Below are 21,232 nucleotides of genomic sequence, written 5' to 3' on the forward strand. Positions count from 1 at the left end.
AGGTGATTTCTCCAGCTAAACAGTGCGAACCACAGCGAGTTCTCTTCGACAATACGCCGGACAATGGTGGTCTGATTCCGCAACTTGGCGAGCAATAGTTTGGCAGATGTCAGTCGGATGTAAAGCGCAACGTCTGAGCATAGAGTAGGTATAAGTAGGTATCAAAAATCCCGCTCGCGTGAACCTTCGTCCCCGGCGCCTGCCCGACGATCAGCACGCGCGCCGTGGCCGAGATGCGGAACACCGGGCGCGGGCCCAGCGGCAATGACGCGGCGCAGACCGTGCAGGCCCGCGCCGCCGCGGCGACGTCGTCGATCGTCTCGCCCGCCGTCGCGCCGGCCCCGCCCGCCACGACGGGGTCGGGGGTCATGGTCACGTCTCGTATCGGGCGATCTTCCAGTCGTCCGGCTCCGCGGCGGCGTCCCGGTACCAGGCATCGACCAGCTCATGCGCCCGAATGGCGGCCAGATAGGCTTCGGTCGTGGCAGTGACCTTCGGCCGGTAGGTCAGCAGCCGCGAGACCACCGGCGCATACATCGCATCCGCCCCGGTCAGCGCCGCGCCGAACAGGAACGGCCCGCCGGCGCCGAATCGCGTGCGCGTCTCCGCCCAGATCGCCTCGATCCGGTCGAGATCGGCGCGCACCGCCGGCGCCGGCTCGGCGGGCTCCAGCGTGCGCGTGCAGTTCATCGGCATGGCGAGGCGGAGTTCGCGGAATCCGCTATGCATCTCGGCGGCGATGGCGCGCGCATGGGCGCGGGCGATGCGCGCCGCCGGCCAGATCTGCGGCGCGATCTCGGCGCAATACTCGATGATGGCGAGACTGTCCCAGACCCGCGCCCCCTCGTGTTCGAGGAACGGCACCATGCCCGAGGGCGAGACGGCCTTCACCGCCGGCGTGTGCCCGCCCGCCAGCGGGATCACCCGCTCCTCCACCGCGAGGCCGGCAAGGCGCACGGCCAGCCACCCGCGCAACGACCACGAGGAATAGCGGCGGCTGCCGATATAGAGGACCGATGAGTTGTCATTCATGATTGACGATTAGCCCGGATGCAGCCGCCCCGCCATATCGGGCGCCCGTCCGCCGGTATCGCGCGCCCCGCCCGGCGGCGCCGCGGTGCGGCCGATGAACGAGGCGATATCCCGCCAGACCGGCGGCATCAGCCCGAAGCTCGGCAGCACCGAGAGCAGCAGCCGGACATGCGAGAGCCGTTCGTAAATCCGCGTGTCCACCGTCGCGCCGGCCTCGCGCAGCCGGGCCGCCAGCGCCGCGGTGTTGGCCGGCGCCACCAGCCGGTCCCGCGCGCCGGTGATCAGCAGCGACGGCGGGGCGGCGGGGCTCACATGGCTGATCGGCTGACAGACCGGATCATCGGCGAAGCGGTCGAAGATGCGGCGATAGACCGGCCCGGTCATCGGCAGGAAATCATACGGCCCCGCGAGCCCGATGGCGCCGGCGAGCGCCGACGGCGTCACCCCCTCGGCGCCGAGATACCCTTCCGCCAGAGCGAGCATCATCGCGAGATAGGCCCCGGCGGAGTGCCCGGCGACGAACACCGCCCGGCCATCGCCGCCGAATTGCCATGCATGGCGGAGCATGAAGGCGGTCGCCCGTGCCGCGTCGTGAATGAACGCCGGGTAGCGGACCTCCGGGTAGAGCCGGTAGTCGGGCACCGCGACGACCAGGCCGAGCCGGGCCAGCGCGCGGCCGAGAAACGCATATTCGCCCCGCGCGCCGGTCTGCCACGAACCGCCATAGAAGAATACGACGACGGGCAGAAGGCCGCCGCCCGCGCGGGCCGGCCGATGGATGTCGAGCCGGTCGCGCGTCCCGTCGCCGAACGCGACATCCCGTGTCGTGACCGTGCCGAAACGCGGCACAGCGCGGTTCAGCAGGTCGATCGGCGTCGGCAATGCTGTCATGTAACGGATATGGCGGGCCGTTTCTGCCCGGCAATATATGCCGGTCCGGCAAAATCTGCCGCATGCGTGCCGCGTCCATCCCGCATTCGCGCCGGAACACCGCCGGGAAATCTGGCACGCGAGATGCATCCACATCCGTCGAGGGCTTCGGGCGGACGGGCGCAGTCCCGCCGGCCGCGCACCCGGCCACGAAAGGAGTTCGCGCATGATCATCCACAATCTCGCCGCCGCGGCGCAGCCCATCGCCTATGCCGGCGGCATCGCGTCGTCGCACCGTCCCGGATTCGGCGCCACGCTGCAGGCGACGCTCGCCAGCCTGCAGGCAACGCAGGCCGGCACCTCCGCCGTCCTCAACGGCATCGGCCCGGCCCAGGCGCTGCCCGGCGCCCAGAGCAGCACCACGCACCATCACCACCAGGCGCCGGCGATCCCTGGCCTCGGCTGATCGAAGGGCGGATTTGGCCGAAGCCGCGTTTGCGGCTAATCGGCCCGCATGACTGACGTCGCCGCATCCGGCTGGGCGGGGTTCGACCTCGCCCGGCCCCTCGTCATGGGCATCCTGAACGCCACGCCCGACAGTTTTTCGGGTGGCGGCGCGACGCAAGGCCCCTCGGCCCTGATCGAAACCGGGCTCGCCATGCGCGCGGCCGGCGCCGCGATCATCGATGTCGGCGGCGAAAGCACCCGCCCCGGCGCCGCCGTGGTGCCGCCCGACATCGAGATCGCCCGCATCGTGCCGGTCATCGGCGGCCTCGCCCGGGACGGCGCGACCGTCTCGGTCGACACGCGGAACGCCGCCACCATGCGCGCCGCCCTCGATGCCGGGGCGCGCATCGTCAACGACGTCTCCGGCCTCCGCCACGATCCCGCCGCCGCGCCGCTGGTCGCCGCCGCCGCCTGCCCCGTCATCCTGATGCACATGCGCGGCACCCCGGCGACGATGAGCGCGCAGGCGGTCTATGACGATGTCGTCGCCGATGTCCTCGCCGAACTCGCCGCCACCCGCGACGCCGCCCTTGCCGCCGGCATCGCGCCCGCCGCCATCGCGCTCGATCCCGGTTTCGGCTTCGCCAAGCGCGGCGCGCAGAACGTGGCGCTGCTGCGCGCCCTGCCATCCTTCCGCGCGCTCGGCCATCCGGTCCTCGCCGGCGTCTCGCGCAAGCGCTTCATCGGCGAACTCGCCGGCGAGCCCGACCCCGCCCGCCGCGATCCCGGCTCCATCGCCGCCGCCCTGTTCGCGGCGGGGCGGGGGGCGGCGATCCTCCGCGTCCACGACGTGCCCGGCACGGTGCAGGCGCTGCGCGTCTGGCAGGCCCTCGCCGATGCCTGACTGGACCGTGAGGCCGTCTCTTGGGATATTGGGCGCGCCGGCCCGGCCCACGCCACAGCAAGGTTTCGATCCGCGATGAACCAGATCCAGCCCCGCCCCAAACGCCGCCTGTTCGGCACCGACGGCATCCGCGGCCGCGCCAACACCGCGCCGATGACCGCCGAAATCGCGCTCCGCCTCGGCCAGGCGGCCGGCCTGCTGTTCACCCGCGGCGATCACCGCCACCGGGTCATCATCGGCAAGGACACCCGCCTCTCCGGCTACATGCTCGAACCGGCGCTCACCGCCGGCTTCATCGGCGCCGGAATGGACGTGACCCTCGCCGGCCCGCTGCCCACCCCGGCCATCGCCATGCTCACCCGCAGCCTGCGCGCCGATCTCGGCGTGGTCATCTCGGCCTCGCACAACCCGTTCGAGGATAACGGCATCAAGCTGTTCGGCCCGGACGGCGCCAAGCTGTCCGACGAGACGGAAGCCGAGATCGAGGCGCTGATGGAGGAGGATCTCTCCGGCCGGCTCGCCGCCCCGTCGGCGCTCGGCCGGGCGATGCGCCTGGTCGACGCCGCGGGCCGCTACGTCGAATCCGCGAAGTCGAGCCTGCCGCGCGGGCTGCGGCTCGACGGCCTGCGCGTCGTCCTCGATTGCGCCAATGGCGCCGCCTACAAGGTGGCGCCGGCGGCGCTGTGGGAACTCGGCGCCGAGGTCATCACCCTCGGCGTCAGCCCCGACGGCTTCAACATCAACCACGAATGCGGCTCGACCGTCCCCTCCGCCCTGTCGGCGGCGGTGGTCAAACACCGCGCCGACCTCGGCATCGCGCTCGACGGCGACGCCGACCGTGTGATCCTCGCCGACGAGCGCGGCCGGATTATCGACGGCGACCAGGTGCTGGCGCTGATCGCCCGCGCCTTCCAGGCCGATGGAAGGCTGTCGGGCAGCGGCATCGTCGCCACCGTGATGTCCAATCTCGGGCTGGAGCGCTATCTCGGCGGCCTCGGCCTCGCCCTGCACCGCACCCCGGTGGGCGATCGCTACGTCGCCGAACATATGCGCGCGCACGGTCTCAATCTCGGCGGCGAGCAGTCCGGCCACGTCATCCTCGCGGATTTCGCCACCACCGGCGACGGGCTGATCGCGGCCCTCCAGGTGCTGGCGGTGCTGGTGCGCGAGGGGCGGCCGGCGAGCGAGGTGTGCCGCCTGTTCACGCCGCTGCCGCAACTGCTGCGCAATGTCCGCTACAGCGGCGCCTCGCCATTGCTCTCGCCCGCCGTCACGGCGGCGGCGGCGGCGGCGGAGGCAAGGCTCGCCGGCATCGGCCGCCTGCTGCTGCGCGCCTCCGGCACCGAGCCGCTGATCCGCGTGATGGCCGAGGGTGAGGACGAGCAGCTCGTCGCCGCCGTGGTCGACGAGCTCTGCGCCGTGATCGAGGCGGAATCGGCCGGCTGAGCGCGGCGATGGACTGGTTCCGGGTTCTCGCCATCGGCGGCTCGGACAGCGGCGGCGGCGCCGGCATCGAGGCCGACGTCAAGACGATCACCGCCCTGGGCGGCTACGCGATGACCGCGATCACCGCCGTCACCGCGCAGGACACCAGCGGCATCGCCGCCATCGCCCCGGTGCCGCCCGATCTCGTCGCCCGGTCGATCCGCATGGTCGTGGCCGATCTCGGGGTCGATGCCATCAAGCTCGGCATGCTCGGCAGCGCCGGGACGGCCGAGGAAGTCGCCCTGGCGATCGCCGCCGCGGCGCCGGCCGCGCCTCTGGTGCTCGACCCCGTCCTCGCCTCGACCAGCGGCACCGCGCTGGCCGGGGAGGGCGCGCTCGCCATCATCCGCGACCGTCTGCTGCCCCGCGCCACGCTGGTGACGCCCAATCGCGACGAGGCGGCAACCCTCGCCGGCCTCGCCATCGATTCGCACGAGGATGCGATCCGCGCCGGCCGCGCGCTCTGCCGCCTCGGCGCCCGGGCCGTCCTGCTGAAGGGCGGCCATTTCGACGGCGATCCGGTCATCGACCGCCTGATCGCCGGCGACGACGTCGTGACCTTCGCCCATCCCCGCATCGCGACGCGCCACACCCACGGCACCGGCTGTACCCTGGCCAGCGCGATCGCCTGCGGCCTCGCGCGCGGTCTGGATCTCCGGGCCGCGATCGAGGCCGCCGAAGCGTTCCTCCACGCCGCCCTGCGCGCCGCCCCGGGGTTGGGCCGCGGCCACGGGCCGCTCGGCCATGCCCGCGCCGCCGCGCTCTTGCAGGATCGTCCGCCGGCATGATCTAGAAATCCGTCACTGATCGAGGAGGAAGTTCCTGCCATGAAAACACTGTATCACGGGCGCGGCCACGCGACCGGCGGCCGCACCGGCCATGCCGAAACCAGCGACGGCCGCCTCAAGGTCGATCTCAGCACGCCGAAGGAACTCGGCGGCGATGGTGGGCAGGGCACCAATCCGGAACAGCTCTTTGCCATCGGCTATTCAGCCTGTTTCCTCGGCGCGCTGAAATTCGTCGCCAATCAGGCGAAGGTGAAGATCCCCGAGGATGCGAAGGTGAATGCCGAGATCGGCATCGGCCCGCGCGACGACGGCACCGGGTTCGGGATCACGGCGCACCTGACCGTGACCATCCCGGGCATGGACCGCGCGCAGGCAGAGGACCTGGTGCGCAAGGCCGAGATCGTCTGTCCCTACGCGCATGCGACGCGCGGCAATATCGACAGCAGATTCGCCGTTGCCTGAAAGGCTTTCTTAAACTTTTCCGGCTATCCGGGTGCCATGCAGTCAGTGTTGCCCATGGCACCCGTGAGCGGGCCTGCCGCAGCCGGACGCCCCGCTGGGCGCTGCGGTTGCGTGCCGGCGGCGAACCCTCGTCGCCATGGATAACCCGTCGCTCAAGCCGGCCGAAGAGCCGGGGAACGATCTCGGCGCGCGGATCGACCAGCTGACGGTCCTGAGCTTCGTTGCCGATGCGGCGACCGAGCAGGTGATACGCGACGGGCTGGGCGACCTGGCCCAGACGGGCATCCAGAACACGGCGGACATTCGCCGCGGCAATCTGAAGGCCGCCATCGCCGCCCTCGCGAAAGTCCCGACGCCGCAAATCGTCGTCGTCGACATCGGCAAGGACGAGCGGCCGATGCACGCCCTGCTCGAACTCTGCGATGTCATCGAACCGTCGGTCTCCCTGCTGGTGATCGGCGAGGTCGACGATGTCGATCTCTACCGCAACATCATCCGGCGGGTCGGCGCGATCGACTACCTGTTCAAGCCGATCACCCGCGAGCTTGTCGCCCGCCATTTCGCCTCGCTGATCACCCGAAATTCGCCGGTCGCCGACCTGACGCGAGGCGGCCGGGTCATTTCCGTCACCGGCGCGCGCGGCGGGGTCGGCGGCAGCACCATCGCCGCCGCGCTGGCCTGGTATCTGGGCGTCGAGTCGAACCGTCACACCCTGCTGCTCGATGCCGATCCGTTCATCGGCACGGCACAGGACTGGTTCGGGGTCGAATTCAAACCCTCGTTCCAGACCCTTCTGCAGGATGCCGGAGATGACCCGGGTGCTGCCGTCGCGGGCGCGGTCCGGCCGGTCCGGAACCGGTTGCATGTCCTGGGCTCCCCGCCCGATCTCGCCTGCCAGCCGGCCGCCTCCGCCGGCGCCGCCCGGCGGATCATCGATGCGATCCGCATGCGCTTCAACTTCGTGATCGTCGACCTGCCGTTCCTGCCGATCCAGCAGCACCGGGAACTGCTCGAACTCGCCCATCACCGCATCATCGTTCTCGACCCGAGCATCGCGAGCCTGCGCGATACGGTGCGCCTGATCGCCGCGTCCAGCACGCCGGGCCAGCCGCAGCGGCCGACGATCTTCCTGAACCGCGAAGGCGCGGCCGGCGGCCTGCGTCGCAAGCACATCGAGGATGCGCTCAAGCGCAAGGTCGATCTCAGCCTCCCCGAACTGCCCAAACTCTTCACCAGCCTCGGCGCGCAGGAACGCTTCGCCGGGGTGCCCAAGGGGCCGCTCGGCCGCCTGATCGAAGACCTGGCCCGCGAAGCGGGCTTCGAGCGCGGACGCAACGCCGCCGCCTGACCGCCTGACGCAGCGCGTCGGCCACGGGCCGAGCCTGCCACAATCCACCCCGATATCGCGCCTTCACCGCTGCCCGCAGAAGGCTGTCATCCGCGGTGCATTAAATTCGGCAAAAAAACATACAAAGAAAATTTATCTTTACTTAGCTTAATTTCGTCTGCCAGTCTGATTTCCGCGATGCTGAGACAGCGCGGGGGCACGAGACCGGACAGCACGAGCCACAAGGTGGTGCGCCATTGAGGAGGAAACGAAATGAGCGACGCTCTGAGGCTCGATACCTGTCTTGACCAGATCGCCAGCCAGCTTCCCGCACTGACCGCTTCATGCCGCGTCGTCGAGGCGCTGGCCGGCGCCGCGAGACAGATCGCCCATCTGCTGGCCCGCGGCCCGCTCTCCGGCGATCTCGGCGCCGTCATCGGCGAGTCGCTCGACGGCGACGGCCAGAAGGCGCTTGATGCGATAACCCACGCCCTGGTGCGCGAGGCCGTCATCGCTTCCGGCGCCGCCGCCTTCGCCTCCGAGGAAGCGGCCGCGCCGGAATGGCTCGATCCGGTGGGCGAGGTCGCCGTCGCGGTCGACCCGCTCGACGGCTCGTCGAACATCGACACGCTGGCGCCGGTCGGAACGATCTTTTCCATCCTGCCCGCCCGGCATGCCAGCGGCGCCGATCCCGCAAGCCCGTTCCTGCAGACCGGGCGGCGCCAGCTCGCGGCCGGCTTCTTCATCTATGGCCCCCGCACCGCGCTCGCCGTGACGTTCGGCAACGGCACCCGCATCTTCACGCTCGATCCCGTCTCCGGCGCCTTTCTCGCGCCGGCCCCGCCGGCCACCGTGCCCGCCGCAACCCGCGAATACGCCATCAACGGATCCAATCTCCGCCACTGGGAAGAGCCGATCCGCGACTACATCGTCGAGCTGAAGCAGGGCCGGAACGGTCCGCGCGGCATCGATTTCAACACCCGCTGGCTGGCCTCCATGGTGGGCGACGCGTTCCGCATCCTCGGCCGCGGCGGCATCTATCTCTACCCGGCGGACGAACGGCAAGGCTACGAGGCCGGAAGGCTGCGGCTCGTCTATGAAGCGAACCCCATCGCCTTCCTCATGGAACAGGCCGGCGCCTCCGCGACCGATGGCCGCATCCCGATCCTCGACCTCCAGCCGGCCCACATCCATCAGCGCTGCCCGCTCGTCTTCGGCTCGGCCGATGAAGTCCGCCGCGTCGCCCAGGCCTATGAAAGGGCAGGGCAGCCTTCCTCGCCGCTGTTCCGCCGGCGTTCGCTGTTCCGTTCCACCTCGAACGTGGCGGAACTGTTCGCATGAGCCAGCGCCATCCCATCATCTCCGTCACCGGCTCGTCCGGCGCGGGCACCACCTCGGTGCGCAACGTGTTCGAACAGATCTTCCGCCGCGAGAAGATCACCGCCGCGCATATCGAGGGCGATGCGTTTCACCGCTACGATCGTGCCGAGATGAAAACGAAAATGGCCGAGGCGGAAGCTGCGGGAAACCGCCATTTCAGCCATTTCAGCCCGGAGACGAATCTCCTCGCCGAGCTCGCGGCAACCTTCGAGAGCTACGCCGCGACCGGCACCGGACAATACCGGCACTACATCCACGACCAGGACGAAGCCGAACGCTACGGCGGCACGCCCGGCACCTTCACGCCCTGGGAGGACCTGCCGGCGCCGACCGACATTCTCCTGTATGAAGGCCTGCACGGCGCCGTCCGGCATGGCGACATCGATACCGGGCGCCATGCCGACGTGAAGATCGGCGTCGTTCCCGTGATCAATCTCGAATGGATCCAGAAAATCCACCGCGACCGCGCGGCCCGCCGCTATTCCACCGAGGCGGTGATGGACACGATCCTGCGGCGGATGCCGGACTACGTGCACTACATCTGCCCGCAATTCACCGAGACCGACATCAACTTCCAGCGCGTGCCCACGGTCGACACCTCCAACCCCTTCATCGCCCGCTGGATCCCGACCGCCGATGAATCGATCGTGGTCATCCGCTTCCGCGATCCGCACGGCATCGACTTCCCCTATCTCCTCGCCATGCTGCACGGCAGTTTCATGTCTCGCGCGAACTCGATCGCGGTACCCGGAAACAAGTTCGATCTCGCCATGCAGCTCATTCTCACCCCGATCATCATGCAACTGATGGACCGGAAAAGGCGGGCGCAATGAACCCGCCCCCGACACGCCCAGGCGGCTGGCCCCGGAAAGGAAACTGACATGGCACGCATAACATTGCGTCAGCTACTCGATCATGCGGCGGAACGCGGATATGGCGTTCCCGCCTTCAACATCAACAACATGGAACAGGTGATCGCGATCATGGAGGCCGCCGCGTCCTGCGATGCGCCGGTCATCCTCCAGGCCTCGCGCGGCGCCCGGTCCTATGCCGGCGACCGGATGCTGGCGAAGATGATCGAGGCGGCGGAGGCCGAGCATCCGCAGATTCCCATCTGCCTGCACCAGGACCACGGCAACGACGAGGCGACCTGCCTGTCGGCGATCCAGCACGGGTTCACCAGCGTGATGATGGACGGCTCGCTGATGGCCGACGCAAGAACCCCCGCCGACTACGACTACAATGTCGCCATCACCGCCCGCGTCACCGACATGGCGCATCGCGTCGGCGTTTCGGTCGAGGGCGAGCTCGGCGTGCTCGGCAGTCTCGAAACCGGCACCGGTGCGGCCGAGGACGGTCACGGCGCCGAGGGCACGCTCTCCCACGACCAGCTCCTGACCGACCCCGACCAGGCGGTTGCCTTCGTGCGTGCCACGAAGGTCGACGCGCTGGCGGTCGCCATGGGAACCTCCCACGGCGCCTACAAGTTTTCCCGCAAGCCGGATGGCGCGATTCTCGCGATGCACGTCATCCGCGCCATCAACGAGCGCATGCCCGAACTCCATCTCGTCATGCACGGCTCGTCCTCGGTCCCGCAGGACCTGCAGGAGGCCTTCAACCGCCACGGCGGCGAGATGCCGCAGACCTGGGGCGTGCCCGTCGAGGAAATCCTCCTCGGCATTCGTCACGGTGTGCGCAAGGTGAATATCGACACCGATTGCCGCCTCGCCATGGCCGCCGCCATCCGCAAGGTCGCCACCGGGAACCGCGCGGAATTCGACCCCCGCCAGTTCATGAAACCCGCCATCGCGGCACTGCGCGATCTCTGCCGCTCGCGCTTCCAGGCCTTCGGCACCGCCGGGCAGGCCTCGCGAATCAAACCGCAGCCCCTCGCCGCGATGGCCAGGCAATACGCATCCGGCGCCCTCGATCCCGTGATCGATGTCGGCCGCGCCGCTTGATGACATCAGAAGACGGAGTCCGCATCATGGATACGCCAACCCCTAACATCACCAACGAGGCCCTGACCGTTCGCGGCAAGGAGCGCTACAGGTCGGGCGTTCTCGAATACCGCAAGATGGGCTACTGGGAACCCGACTACGAACCGAAGATCACCGATGTCATCTCGCTGTTCCGCATCACCCCGCAGGATGGCGTCGATCCGGTGGAGGCGGCGGCGGCGGTCGCCGGCGAAAGCTCGACGGCGACCTGGACCGTCGTCTGGACAGACCGGCTGACGGCCTGTGAGAAATACCGGGCCAAGGCCTACCGGGTCGATCCGGTGCCCAATGCGCCCGGCCAGTATTTCGCCTATATCGCCTACGATCTCGCGTTGTTCGAGCCGGGCTCGATCGCTAACCTCACCGCCTCGATCATCGGCAACGTGTTCGGCTTCAAGCCGCTCAAGGCGCTGCGGCTCGAGGACATGCGGCTGCCCGTCGCCTATGTGAAGACGTTCGACGGCCCGGCGACCGGCATCGTCGTCGAGCGCGAACGGCTCGACAAGTTCGGCCGCCCCCTGCTCGGCGCGACGGTGAAGCCCAAGCTCGGCCTCTCGGGCCGCAATTACGGCCGCGTCGTCTACGAGGCGCTGAAGGGTGGCCTCGACTTCACCAAGGATGACGAGAACATCAACTCGCAGCCCTTCATGCACTGGCGCGACCGGTTTCTCTACTGCATGGAAGCGGTGAACAAGGCGCAGGCCGCGACCGGCGAGGTCAAGGGCACCTACCTGAACGTGACCGCCGGCACGATGGAGGACATGTACGAACGCGCGTCCTTCGCCCACGAGCTCGGCTCGTCCATCATCATGATCGATCTGGTCATCGGCTACACGGCGATCCAGTCGATGTCGAAATGGGCCCGCAAGCACGACATGATCCTGCACCTGCATCGCGCCGGCCACGGCACCTACACCCGCCACAAGACGCATGGCGTCAGCTTCCGGGTGATCTCCAAGTGGATGCGGCTCGCCGGCGTCGATCACATCCACGCCGGCACCGTGGTCGGCAAGCTCGAGGGCGATCCGCTCACCACCCGCGGCTTCTACGATATCCTGCGCGAGGACTATAACGAAACCCGTTACGAACACGGCATCTTCTTCGATCAGGACTGGGCCGGCACGCGCAAGGTCATGCCGGTCGCCTCGGGCGGCATCCATGCCGGACAGATGCACCAGCTCCTCCATCATCTCGGCGAGGATGTCGTCCTGCAATTCGGCGGCGGCACGATCGGCCATCCGCAGGGCATCGCCGCCGGGGCGATGGCGAACCGCGTGGCGCTGGAAGCGATGATCCTCGCCCGCAACGAAGGGCGCGACTATCTCGCCGAAGGTCCGCAGATCCTCAACGACGCCGCGCGCCACTGCCTGCCGCTGCGCCAGGCGCTCGATACCTGGGGCGAGGTGACGTTCAACTACGCCTCGACCGACACGCCCGATTTCGTCCCCACCGCGATGCCGGCCTACTGACGGAGCGTTATCATGAGACTGACCCAGGGCTGCTTTTCGTTTCTTCCCGATCTGACCGATGAACAGATCAGCCGCCAGATCCAGTACTGCCTCGACAAGGGCTGGGCGGTGAACCTCGAATATACCGACGACCCGCACCCGCGGAATACCTACTGGGAAATGTGGGGCCTGCCGATGTTCGACATCCGCGATGCCAAGGCGATCATGTCCGAACTCGCGGACTGCCGGCGGATTCACGATGATTGCTATATCCGCCTCTCGGCGTTCGACGCCACCAACACATGGGAGTCGCTCCGCATTTCCTTCATCGTGCAGCGGCCGAAGGACGAACCCGGCTTCATGCTGACGCGGAGCGAGGCCGCCGGCCGCACCATGCGCTACGAAACCCGCGCCTATGTCGTCCAGAAGCCCGAAGGCGCGCGCTATGGAAATTCCGGGTGAGGGAGGGGGGCATGCCGGATACGATGGCGGGCGCGCCCGCCCCGGGCGAGATGATCGATCTCCGCGCCGAATTCGACGGCGCCGGGATCGGCGATGTGCTCGCGGCGCTGGACCGCGACCTTGTCGGGCTCCGTCCCGTCAAGGCGCGGATCCGCGAGATCGCCTCCCTCCTGCTCATCGAGCGGGTCAGGCAGAAATGCGGCTTCGCGACCGAGGCGCCGACGCTGCACATGTCCTTCACCGGCAATCCCGGCACCGGCAAGACGACGGTTGCCCTCCGCATGGCGAACATTCTCAAGGCTCTGGGATTCGTCAGGCAGGGCCAGCTGATTTCGGTCACCCGCGATGACCTGGTCGGCCAGTATATCGGGCACACCGCGCCGAAGACGAAGGAGATCCTCAAGAAGGCGATCGGCGGCGTGCTGTTCATCGACGAGGCCTATTACCTCTACCGCCCCGACAACGAGCGGGACTACGGGCAGGAGGCGATCGAGATTCTCCTGCAGGTAATGGAGAACCAGCGCGAGGACCTCGTCGTGATCCTCGCCGGCTATGCCGACCGGATGGAGAATTTCTTCACCCTCAATCCCGGTTTCCGCTCGCGCATCGCCCACCACATCGATTTTCCCGATTACGAGAACGACGAGCTGCTGGCGATCAGCGACACGATGCTGGCCCGCCAGCATTACCGCTTTTCGCCCGAGGCCCGCGCCGTCATGGACCGCTACATCGCCCGGCGTCGCACGCAGCCCTATTTCTCCAACGCCCGCTCGGTGCGCAACGCGCTCGATCGCGCGCGCCTGCGCCAGGCGAACCGGCTGATGACGGCGACCTCGCCCATCCCGAAAGACGCGCTGACGATCATCGAACCCGACGATCTGCTGGCCAGCCGCGTCTTCCGCGCGGAGGAAAAAGCCGATGCCGGCGCCTGACAGGTTGCTGATCGCGCCGTCGATCCTCTCGGCCGATTTCGCCACCCTCGGCGCGGAGGCGCGCGCCGTCATCGAGGCCGGGGCCGACTGGGTGCATATCGACGTGATGGACGGGCATTTCGTCCCCAACCTCACCTTCGGCCCCCCGGTCATCGGCGCCGTGCGCAAGCACGTCGATGCCGTGTTCGATGTCCATCTGATGATCGCGCCGGTCGATCCCTTCATCGATGCCTTCGTCGAGGCCGGCGCCGACATCATCACCGTCCATGCCGAAGCCTGCCCGCATCTCGACCGCACCGTGCAGTCCATCCGCGCGCGCGGCTGCCGGGCCGGCGTCGCGCTCTGCCCGGCCACGCCGGAAGCGGCGCTGTCCTACGTGCTCGACGCGGTCGACCTCGTGCTGGTGATGACGGTCAATCCCGGCTTCGGCGGCCAGACCTTCCTGCGATCGCAACTGCCGAAGATCCGCCGGATCCGCGAGATGATCGCGGGGCGCGACATCCGCCTCGAACTCGATGGCGGCATCACGCCGGAGACCGCGCCGGATGCCGTGGCGGCGGGGGCGGATGTGCTGGTCGCCGGCTCCTCGGTCTTTCGCGGCGGCAGGGCGGCCTATGCGGCGAATATCGCGGCGCTGCGGGCAGGGGGGATGGCCCTTGCCTGACGCCGCCGCGCCTCACCCCGCCGCGCGGAAGCGAACCTCCATCGCCTCGTCGCCGAGGCGAAGCCGGCTGACGCGCGCCGGCGATTCGGCGATCGCGATCCCGCCGCGAATCACCGCGCGCCGCGCGGCGCGGGTGCGGATCGCCTCGATCGGATCGCCGGCATCGAGCAGCACCAGATCGCCCCGGCATCCGGGGGCGATGCCGTAACCCTCCAGCCCCATCGCCCGCGCCGCGTTTACCGTAACGGCATCGAAACAGGAACGCATCGCGTCCACGCCGGTCATCTGCGCGACGTGAAGTCCCATCGATGCCACCTCCAGCATGTCGTGCGTGCCGAGCGGATACCACGGATCCATCACGCAATCATGCCCGAAGGCGACATTCACCCCGGCCGCCATCAGCTCCGGCACCCGCGTCATGCCCCGCCGCTTCGGATAGGTGTCGTGCCGCCCCTGCAACGTGATATTGATCAGCGGATTGGCGATCGCGGAAACCCCGGCCTCGGCGATCAGCGGAATCAGCTTGCTCGCGTAATAATTATCCATCGAGTGCATCGAGGTGAGATGCGATCCGGCAACGCGCCCCTGCATCCCGTGCCGCACGGTCTCCGCCGCCAGCGTCTCGATATGGCGCGACAGCGGATCGTCGCTCTCGTCGCAATGCATGTCGACCATCATCCCGGCCTCGGCGGCGATGGCCATCAGCTGGCGCACGCTCTCCGCCCCGTCCGCCATGGTCCGCTCGAAATGCGGAATCCCGCCGATCACGTCGATCCCCATCGCCATCGCCCGGCGCAGGTTCTCGGCCGAACGCGGATAGCGTAGCCAGCCATCCTGCGGAAAGGCGACGAGCTGGATGGTGATCCACGGCGCCATCTCCGCCCGCAGCGCTGTCAGCGCCTCCACCGCGAGCAGACGGTCGTCGCAGATATCGACATGCGAGCGGATCGCCCCGATCCCCTGCGCGATCGACCAGGTGCAGAGCCGCTTCGCCCGCGCATGGATGGCCTCCACGGTCAGGTCCGGCTTGAGCTCGCCCCAGAGGGCGATGCCCTCCAGCAGCGTGCCGCTGCGGTTCAGCCGCGGCAGCCCGAGCGACAGCGTCGAATCGAGGTGCAGATGCGAATCGACGAAGGGTGGCGCGACCAGATCCCCCGCCGCGTCGATCACCGCCGGCGCGGCCGCCTCTGGAAGACCGGGGCCGACCGTCTCGATCACGCCGCCGCGGATCAGGATGTCGACCCCGCGCCGCCCATCCGGCAGCGCCGCGTTGCGGATGAGCAGGTCGCCCGTCACGGGAACAGTCTCGTCGCCGACCAGGCGTCGCCGGTGCGGGTGAACACCGCGCGGTCGTGCAGGCGGAAGTCCCGGTCCTGCCAGAACTCGATCGAATCGGGCATCACATGCCAGCCGGACCAGTGCGGCGGGCGCGGGATCGGCCCGTCGCCATACCGCGCGGTCACCTCAGCGAGCCGCCGTTCGAGTTCGGCCCGCTCGCCGAGCGGGCGCGACTGGTCCGAGGCCCAGGCCCCGAGCCGCGAAATCCGCGGCCGGCTGTCGAAATAGGCATCCGCCTCGTCGTCCGAAACCGCGCGGCACCGCCCCTCGATGCGGATCTGCCGGCGCAGCGACTTCCAGTGGAACAGCAGCGACACATCCGGATTCGCGCGGATCTCGAGCGATTTCCGGCTCTCCAGGTTTGTATAAAAAACAAATCCGGCCTCATCCCACGATTTCAGCAACACGATCCGCGCCGAAGGCCGGCCGTCCGGCGTCGCCGTCGCCAGCGTCATCGCATTGGGATCGTTCGGTTCCGCCGCCTCGGCGTCCTGCATCCAGGCGGCGAAAAGCTGGAACGGATCGGCACTGATATCGATCATCGGTTGCTCTCTCTTCCGTGTCGCAATATTTGATAGTCCAAGCCGCCGCACGCCACCACCCCGGCACGGCCGGCCGAGACACGACAGACTGGAGCCCCCGACATGCAGGAATCCGCACAGACCTACCCGCTGACCGGCACGCTGATGCGTGGCAAGCGGGGCGTCATCATGGGGGTTGCGAACAACCGCTCGATCGCCTGGGCCATCGCCCAGGCGGTGGCCGCGCAGGGCGGCGAACTCGCCTTCACCTATCAGGGCGACGCGCTGGAGAAGCGCATCCGCCCGCTGGCCGAAAGCGTGCAGTCCGATCTCGTCATCCCCTGCGACGTCACCGACGATGCGGCGCTCGACGATGCCTTCGCCGCCGTCGCCGACCGCTGGGGCGAGATCGACTTCCTCGTCCACGCCATCGGCTTCGCCGACAAGCAGTTCCTGCGCGGCCGCTATGCCGATACGCCGCGCGCCGCCTTCCTCCAGGCGATGGACATTTCCTGCTTCTCCTTCACCGCGGCCGCGCAGCGCGCCTCGGCGCTGATGAAGCGGGGCGGAGCGATGGTCACGCTCACCTATCTCGGCGCCGAGCGCGTCACCCCCCACTACAACGTGATGGGTGTGGCCAAGGCCGCGCTCGAATCCTCGGTGCGCTACCTCGCCGCCGATCTCGGGCGCGACGCGATCCGGGTGAACGGCCTGTCCGCCGGCCCGATCAAGACGCTCGCCGCCTCCGGCATCGGCGATTTCAGCTACATCCTGAAATGGAACCAGCTCAACGCGCCGCTCGAGCGCAACGTGGCGCTCGAGGAAGTCGGCGCCTCCGGGCTCTATCTGCTGTCGGATCTCTCGCGCGGCGTCACCGGCGAGATCCACCACGTCGATTGCGGCTATCACATCGTTGGCATGAAGAACCCGATGGCGCCGGATATCGACGCCGTCGAGTAACCGAGGCCGCAGGCGGCGTCAGATCGGCCCCGCGCCGGGGCCGACGTCAGATGGGCTTGTGCGCCCGGTCGATCAGCCGCCTGAGCAGGCCGGGCTTTTTCTCCGGCCGCGGTGCCGTGGCCGAGGCCGCCTCGGCGGCCCGGCGTTCCTTGGTCTTCAGCCAGTCCTCAAGGCTCATATTGGCCTTGGCGGCGCGCTTGCGTTCGTAGTCGGTCTGGGCGTCGGTCATCTTGCGGGTCATGCGCGCGCCTGTGCCAGAACAAGCCGCCGGTATCAAGCGCCCTTTCACCCGCCGGCGCCGAAGCGCCGCAGCATCCCCCGCTCGAAGGCGCCGAGCGCCGCATAGATCACGATTCCGGTCAGCGCGAGCAAGGTGAGGGCGGCGAACATGCGCGGTATCTCCAGCCGGTAGCCCGCCTCCAGAATCCGCCCGGCCAGCCCGCCGGCAAACCCGCCCGAACTCGCGACGAACTCCGCCACCACCGCGCCCACCAGCGCCAGCGTGCCGGCAATCCGCAGCCCGGCGAGAAAGAAGGGCAGGGCGGAAGGCAGCCGCAGCAGCGCCAGCGTCTGCCATCGGCTGGCCCCGTTCAGCCGGAACAGGTCGGCGAGCTCCGGCGGCGTCGCCGCCAGCCCCGCCGCGGTGTTCGACAGCACCGGGAAGAACGCGACGATGGTGGCGCACACCACCATGGCGGCGAATTGCTGATGCACCCAGATGATGATCAGCGGCGCGATGGCGACCACCGGCGTCACCTGCAACACCACCGCCCAGGGTTGGATCGCCGCCCGCGCCAGCCGGCTCGCCGCCATCGCCAGCGCCAGCGCCATGCCGAGCAGCGCCGCCGCCAGCAGCGCCGCCCCCGTCACGGCGAGGGTCGAGACCAGCGAGAGCAGCAGCGACGCCCGATCCGCCCAGAACGCCGCGACGATCGCCGCCGGCCCCGGCAGCACATAGGGTGGCATCCGCAAGCCGATCACCAGCCCCTGCCACACCCCCAGCGCCGCGAGGCCGAAGACCACCGGCGCCCATCGCTCGGCGCGGCTCATGCCGGCATTACCGCGCGCAGCGTCTCCGTCACCTCGCGCACCAGCGCGGCATAGGCCGGGTCGGTCCGCCGGTCCCCGCCCTCGGCGAGCGGGCTGGCAATCTCCGCGGCAATCCGCCCCGGTCGCGGCGTCATCACCACGATGCGCGAGGCGAGATACGCCGCCTCGTAGATCGAATGGGTCACGAACACGATCGTGCTGCCCGTCTCCCGCCACAGTGCCAGCAAATCGTCCTGCAAGCGGTTGCGGGTAAACTCGTCCAGCGCGGCGAAGGGCTCGTCCATCAGCAGCAGGCGCGGCCGCGAGACCAGCGCCCGCGCGATCGCGACCCGCATCCGCATCCCGCCCGACAGCGCCGCCGGCTTCGCCTCCTCGAACCCCGCAAGCCCGAGCCGCGCCAGCAACTCACGCACCGACGCCGCGCCGTCCTCGAAGCGCCGCCCGGCCAGGCGGAGCGGCAGGTGCACGTTTCGCGCCGCGCTCGCCCAGGGCAGCAGCGTGGCGTCCTGGAACACGAAGCCGATCTCGCCCGCGCCGGGTGCGGCACCGCCCTCCCAGACCAGCCGCCCCGCATCCGGCGCATCGAGCCCGGCGAGCAGCCGCAGCAGCGTCGACTTGCCGCAGCCCGAAGGCCCGAGCAGGGCGACGAACTCGCCCCGCCCGATCGCCGCGTCGATCCCGGCGAGCGCGACCGTCCCCGCCCCGAACCGCCGCGTCACCTGTTCCAGCCGCACCATCTCAGCGCGCGGCCGCTTTCCCCTTCGGCAGGAACCGCAACGTATAGGCCTTGCGATAGTCGAAATGCGCCGGATACAGGCCGGCCGCGCGCATCTGCTCGTAGAAGCCTTTCCACCGCGCATCGGTCATCCCGCCGATCCCGATCTTCGCCGTGGTGGCATCCTCCACCACCTGATGCGCCTTGAGCTGGTCATAGCCGAATTTCAGCAGCGCCGGCGTCATGTCCGGATTGGCCTTGCGGATCAGCGCGAAGGCGGGCGCCGGATTGCCGTCGAGATAGGATTTCCACCCCTCGGCCGACGCCTCGATGAAGCGGCGCACCACCGAAGGGTCGGTCTTCGCCAGCTTGCGCGAGGTCGCGATCAGCTCGCCATACCCGTCGAACCCCGCCTGGTCGAGCCGCAGCACCACCGGGAAATGCCCGGTCTTCTGCTTCACGAGGAACGGCTCCGAGGTCAGAAATCCCTGCACCACCAGGTCCTTGCTGGTGAAGAACGGGGCGAGGCTGAAATCGTAGGGGCGGATCTGGCTATCGCTGTAGCCGTATTTCTTCTTCAGGAAGAGCCACCAGCCCGCCCGCGTATCCGCCGAAATCGCGATCGGCTTGCCCTTCAGCGCGGCGAAACTGTCCTCGCCGGCACCGCGATGGGCGATCAGCACGTCGATATCCTTCTGGAAGAACGCGGCGACCGCGACGAAGGGAATCTTCTGCTGCACGAAATTGAAGGCGAGGAAGCTGTTCGAGGTGATGTCGAAATCGAGCCGCCCGGCGAGCAGCAGCTGCGCGTTGTTCACCTGCGGCCCGCCCTCGCGGATCGTCACGTCGAGGCCATATTTGCGGTAGATGCCGTCCGCCACCGCCTGATAGAAGCCGCCATATTCGGCCTCGGCCACCCAGTCGAGCCCGAACGTGACCTTTTGCAGCTTCGGCGGCGATGCGGCATGGGCCAGCGCCGGTGATATGCAGAGCAGCGCGGCAAGCAGTCGAGGCAAGGAGCGAAACCAGTCCATGAGCTTATCCCCGTCGGTTTTCGTTAGTCATTATCAACAGAGTTCGGTGCGGTCGTCGATAGGTCAAGCCCGGTGAGCGAACCCCGCGTCAAGGCCGGCATCTGGGTGCAGATGGCGCTGCGGCTCGGCGCCGCCGATGGCCGGCCCGGCATGCTGCTGCACCGGGGCGACGAGGATGCCGGCGGCGTGCTGGTGCTGCTGCGCGGCCGGATGGGGGTGGTGATATTGAGCCAGACGCGCGATGCCCTCGGCCGCCCCGCCTGGCTGCGCGCCACCGGCCCCGACCCGGTCGACGATGCGCGGGCCGATGCCTATGTCGAGAAGCAACTCCGCTTCGACCCCGATCTCTGGGTCGTCGAGTTCGAGGCGCCCGATTACCTGCCGCCTTTCGAGGGCACGATCCTCTGAACCGAAAAAGGGCCGCGCCCACCGGCACGGCCCTTCCCATCGGTCAGGCGGAACGTCTTACTCCGCCGGCGCCGGCGACAGCACCGGTTCCGGCGCCGCCGTCGCGCCATGCGCGACATAGAGACCGAACGCGGTGATCACCACGGCGCCGACGATGTTGCCGAGCGTCACCGGGATTTCGTTCCAGATCCACCACTGCGAGATCGACACCTTCGCGCCGAGCATGATGCCGCAGGGAATGACGAACATGTTCACCACGCAGTGCTCGAACCCCTGCGCGACGAAGGCCATGATCGGCATGTACATCGCGAAGATCTTGCCGATGACCGAGCGCGAGACCAGCGCCATCACCGCGCCGAGGCTGACCATCCAGTTGCAGACGACGCCCTTGGAGAAGGCGGTCATCCAGCCGGCGGCGCCGGCCTTCATGTACGGGATCGTCTTGAGGGCGGCGATCGCGGCAATCTTCGCGCCGATCGGATCGGCCGCCGCGGTGAAGAACTTGGTATCGATCGCGGCGAAAAGTGCGGCATAGAGCAGGCTGCCGATCAGGTTGCCGACATAGACGAGCACCAGCCCGCTCACGATGCTGCCGAAGCTCAGGCGCCCGGCCATGCCGGCATAGGGCAGCAGCGCCGCATTGCCGGTGAACAGTTCGAGGCCGAGCAGAACCAGCAGGATGAAGCCGACCGGGAAGAACATCGCGCTGACCACCAGATTGCCGGTGGCGACCAGGGCGGAGACGAACAGCGTCGTCGTGAAGCCGAGAAACAGGCCGGAGAGAATGCCGGTGACGAGAATGGTCCTGGCCGGCAGGTTCCCCTTGGCGGCGCCCGCCTCCATCATCGCCGCCGCCAGGGCAGACGGTTTCAACCAATCCATTTTTTCGCTCCATGTGCTTGGACCGGAGCGAGATAACCGAGCTGTAATCTCAGGTCAACACGATTTAGTGATCAAAAGTCAAAATCTGTCTGCCTTTCAATAACGCTTCCGGCTTCGTCTTGT

At 68.4% G+C, this 21,232-nt stretch carries 24 protein-coding genes and 1 pseudogene; 15 read left to right on the forward strand and 10 right to left on the reverse strand.

Annotated elements, in window-relative coordinates:
* Positions 1-166: 166 nt before the first annotated feature.
* From ACRY_RS06480 to ACRY_RS06490, 3 genes and pseudogenes are all read right to left on the reverse strand, one after another.
* Positions 167-370, reverse strand: a pseudogene (locus ACRY_RS06480) (uracil-DNA glycosylase family protein); the annotation flags it as partial.
* 2 nt (positions 371-372) lie between these two features.
* The gene (locus tag ACRY_RS06485) at positions 373-1,032 is read right to left on the reverse strand and encodes a glutathione S-transferase family protein (RefSeq protein WP_011941801.1); all 660 of its coding nucleotides are present in this window, start codon (positions 1,030-1,032) and stop codon (positions 373-375) included.
* 9 nt (positions 1,033-1,041) lie between these two features.
* On the reverse strand, positions 1,042-1,923 hold the full coding sequence (locus ACRY_RS06490) for an alpha/beta hydrolase (RefSeq protein WP_231295364.1): 882 nt from the start codon (positions 1,921-1,923) through the stop codon (positions 1,042-1,044).
* Positions 1,924-2,128: 205 nt separating this feature from the next.
* On the opposite strand from ACRY_RS06490, the gene ACRY_RS06495 reads away from it, so the two are divergent.
* The 13 genes from ACRY_RS06495 to rpe all read left to right on the forward strand — a co-directional run bounded on the left by ACRY_RS06495 (position 2,129) and on the right by rpe (position 14,201).
* The gene (locus tag ACRY_RS06495) at positions 2,129-2,368 is read left to right on the forward strand and encodes a hypothetical protein (protein WP_007421690.1); all 240 of its coding nucleotides are present in this window, start codon (positions 2,129-2,131) and stop codon (positions 2,366-2,368) included.
* A gap of 48 nt (positions 2,369-2,416) precedes the next feature.
* Positions 2,417-3,253, forward strand: coding sequence for a dihydropteroate synthase (gene folP, locus ACRY_RS06500; protein WP_011941803.1), 837 nt, complete (start codon positions 2,417-2,419; stop codon positions 3,251-3,253).
* Positions 3,254-3,328: 75 nt separating this feature from the next.
* Positions 3,329-4,699, forward strand: coding sequence for a phosphoglucosamine mutase (gene glmM, locus ACRY_RS06505; RefSeq protein WP_011941804.1), 1,371 nt, complete (start codon positions 3,329-3,331; stop codon positions 4,697-4,699).
* Between the two features lie 8 nt (positions 4,700-4,707).
* Positions 4,708-5,526 (forward strand): bifunctional hydroxymethylpyrimidine kinase/phosphomethylpyrimidine kinase, encoded by an 819-nt coding sequence (gene thiD, locus ACRY_RS06510; protein WP_007422827.1) that lies wholly within the window; start codon positions 4,708-4,710, stop codon positions 5,524-5,526.
* Between the two features lie 39 nt (positions 5,527-5,565).
* Positions 5,566-5,988 carry an organic hydroperoxide resistance protein gene (locus ACRY_RS06515; RefSeq protein WP_007422828.1) on the forward strand — a complete coding sequence of 141 codons (423 nt, stop codon included), beginning with the start codon at positions 5,566-5,568 and terminating at the stop codon, positions 5,986-5,988.
* 136 nt (positions 5,989-6,124) lie between these two features.
* Complete coding sequence (locus tag ACRY_RS06520; protein WP_007422829.1) at positions 6,125-7,336, forward strand: AAA family ATPase; 1,212 nt, start codon at positions 6,125-6,127, stop codon at positions 7,334-7,336.
* Positions 7,337-7,588: 252 nt separating this feature from the next.
* The gene (locus tag ACRY_RS06525) at positions 7,589-8,656 is read left to right on the forward strand and encodes a class 1 fructose-bisphosphatase (protein ID WP_011941805.1); all 1,068 of its coding nucleotides are present in this window, start codon (positions 7,589-7,591) and stop codon (positions 8,654-8,656) included.
* Positions 8,653-9,528: a phosphoribulokinase gene (locus ACRY_RS06530; RefSeq protein ID WP_007422831.1), complete on the forward strand. Its 876-nt coding sequence runs from the start codon at positions 8,653-8,655 to the stop codon at positions 9,526-9,528. The genes ACRY_RS06525 and ACRY_RS06530 overlap by 4 nt, the downstream gene beginning before the upstream one ends.
* Positions 9,529-9,576: 48 nt before the next feature.
* Complete coding sequence (gene fba / locus ACRY_RS06535) at positions 9,577-10,656, forward strand: class II fructose-bisphosphate aldolase (RefSeq protein WP_011941806.1); 1,080 nt, start codon at positions 9,577-9,579, stop codon at positions 10,654-10,656.
* A 26-nt stretch (positions 10,657-10,682) separates the two neighbouring features.
* Positions 10,683-12,164 (forward strand): form I ribulose bisphosphate carboxylase large subunit, encoded by a 1,482-nt coding sequence (locus ACRY_RS06540; protein ID WP_007422833.1) that lies wholly within the window; start codon positions 10,683-10,685, stop codon positions 12,162-12,164.
* A 12-nt stretch (positions 12,165-12,176) separates the two neighbouring features.
* The gene (locus tag ACRY_RS06545; RefSeq protein WP_007422834.1) at positions 12,177-12,605 is read left to right on the forward strand and encodes a ribulose bisphosphate carboxylase small subunit; all 429 of its coding nucleotides are present in this window, start codon (positions 12,177-12,179) and stop codon (positions 12,603-12,605) included.
* 11 nt (positions 12,606-12,616) lie between these two features.
* Positions 12,617-13,537, forward strand: coding sequence for a CbbX protein (gene cbbX / locus ACRY_RS06550; protein WP_007422835.1), 921 nt, complete (start codon positions 12,617-12,619; stop codon positions 13,535-13,537).
* Positions 13,524-14,201 carry a ribulose-phosphate 3-epimerase gene (gene rpe / locus ACRY_RS06555; RefSeq protein WP_011941807.1) on the forward strand — a complete coding sequence of 226 codons (678 nt, stop codon included), beginning with the start codon at positions 13,524-13,526 and terminating at the stop codon, positions 14,199-14,201. The genes cbbX and rpe overlap by 14 nt, the downstream gene beginning before the upstream one ends.
* Positions 14,202-14,213: 12 nt before the next feature.
* Here rpe and ACRY_RS06560 read toward each other — a convergent pair whose 3' ends face one another.
* Entirely contained in the window at positions 14,214-15,497 is a 1,284-nt protein-coding gene (locus ACRY_RS06560; protein WP_011941808.1) for an amidohydrolase family protein, read from the reverse strand.
* The gene (gene pdxH / locus ACRY_RS06565) at positions 15,494-16,081 is read right to left on the reverse strand and encodes a pyridoxamine 5'-phosphate oxidase (protein ID WP_007422839.1); all 588 of its coding nucleotides are present in this window, start codon (positions 16,079-16,081) and stop codon (positions 15,494-15,496) included. Before pdxH ends, ACRY_RS06560 begins: the two co-directional genes overlap by 4 nt.
* A gap of 102 nt (positions 16,082-16,183) precedes the next feature.
* Between pdxH and fabI the strand changes: the two genes are divergently transcribed.
* Positions 16,184-17,020, forward strand: coding sequence for an enoyl-ACP reductase FabI (gene fabI, locus ACRY_RS06570; RefSeq protein ID WP_007422838.1), 837 nt, complete (start codon positions 16,184-16,186; stop codon positions 17,018-17,020).
* Between the two features lie 46 nt (positions 17,021-17,066).
* On the opposite strand, the gene ACRY_RS06575 is transcribed toward fabI, so the two are convergent.
* Genes ACRY_RS06575 through ACRY_RS06590 form a run of 4 tightly spaced genes read right to left on the reverse strand, consistent with a single transcriptional unit; the run spans position 17,067 to position 19,819 of the window.
* Positions 17,067-17,261, reverse strand: a complete 195-nt coding sequence (locus tag ACRY_RS06575) for a hypothetical protein (RefSeq protein ID WP_007422840.1) — start codon at positions 17,259-17,261, stop codon at positions 17,067-17,069.
* Positions 17,262-17,305: 44 nt separating this feature from the next.
* Positions 17,306-18,070 (reverse strand): ABC transporter permease, encoded by a 765-nt coding sequence (locus tag ACRY_RS06580; protein ID WP_011941811.1) that lies wholly within the window; start codon positions 18,068-18,070, stop codon positions 17,306-17,308.
* Complete coding sequence (locus tag ACRY_RS06585) at positions 18,067-18,807, reverse strand: ABC transporter ATP-binding protein (RefSeq protein ID WP_011941812.1); 741 nt, start codon at positions 18,805-18,807, stop codon at positions 18,067-18,069. The genes ACRY_RS06580 and ACRY_RS06585 overlap by 4 nt, the downstream gene beginning before the upstream one ends.
* Position 18,808: 1 nt before the next feature.
* On the reverse strand, positions 18,809-19,819 hold the full coding sequence (locus ACRY_RS06590; protein WP_007422843.1) for an ABC transporter substrate-binding protein: 1,011 nt from the start codon (positions 19,817-19,819) through the stop codon (positions 18,809-18,811).
* Positions 19,820-19,891: 72 nt separating this feature from the next.
* Between ACRY_RS06590 and ACRY_RS06595 the strand changes: the two genes are divergently transcribed.
* Complete coding sequence (locus ACRY_RS06595) at positions 19,892-20,227, forward strand: DUF1491 family protein (protein ID WP_007422844.1); 336 nt, start codon at positions 19,892-19,894, stop codon at positions 20,225-20,227.
* 57 nt (positions 20,228-20,284) lie between these two features.
* On the opposite strand, the gene ACRY_RS06600 is transcribed toward ACRY_RS06595, so the two are convergent.
* Positions 20,285-21,109 (reverse strand): formate/nitrite transporter family protein, encoded by an 825-nt coding sequence (locus tag ACRY_RS06600; protein WP_011941813.1) that lies wholly within the window; start codon positions 21,107-21,109, stop codon positions 20,285-20,287.
* Between the last annotated feature and the right edge of the window lie 123 nt (positions 21,110-21,232).

It is taken from the genome of Acidiphilium cryptum JF-5 (genome assembly GCF_000016725.1).
Lineage (GTDB): Bacteria > Pseudomonadota > Alphaproteobacteria > Acetobacterales > Acetobacteraceae > Acidiphilium > Acidiphilium multivorum.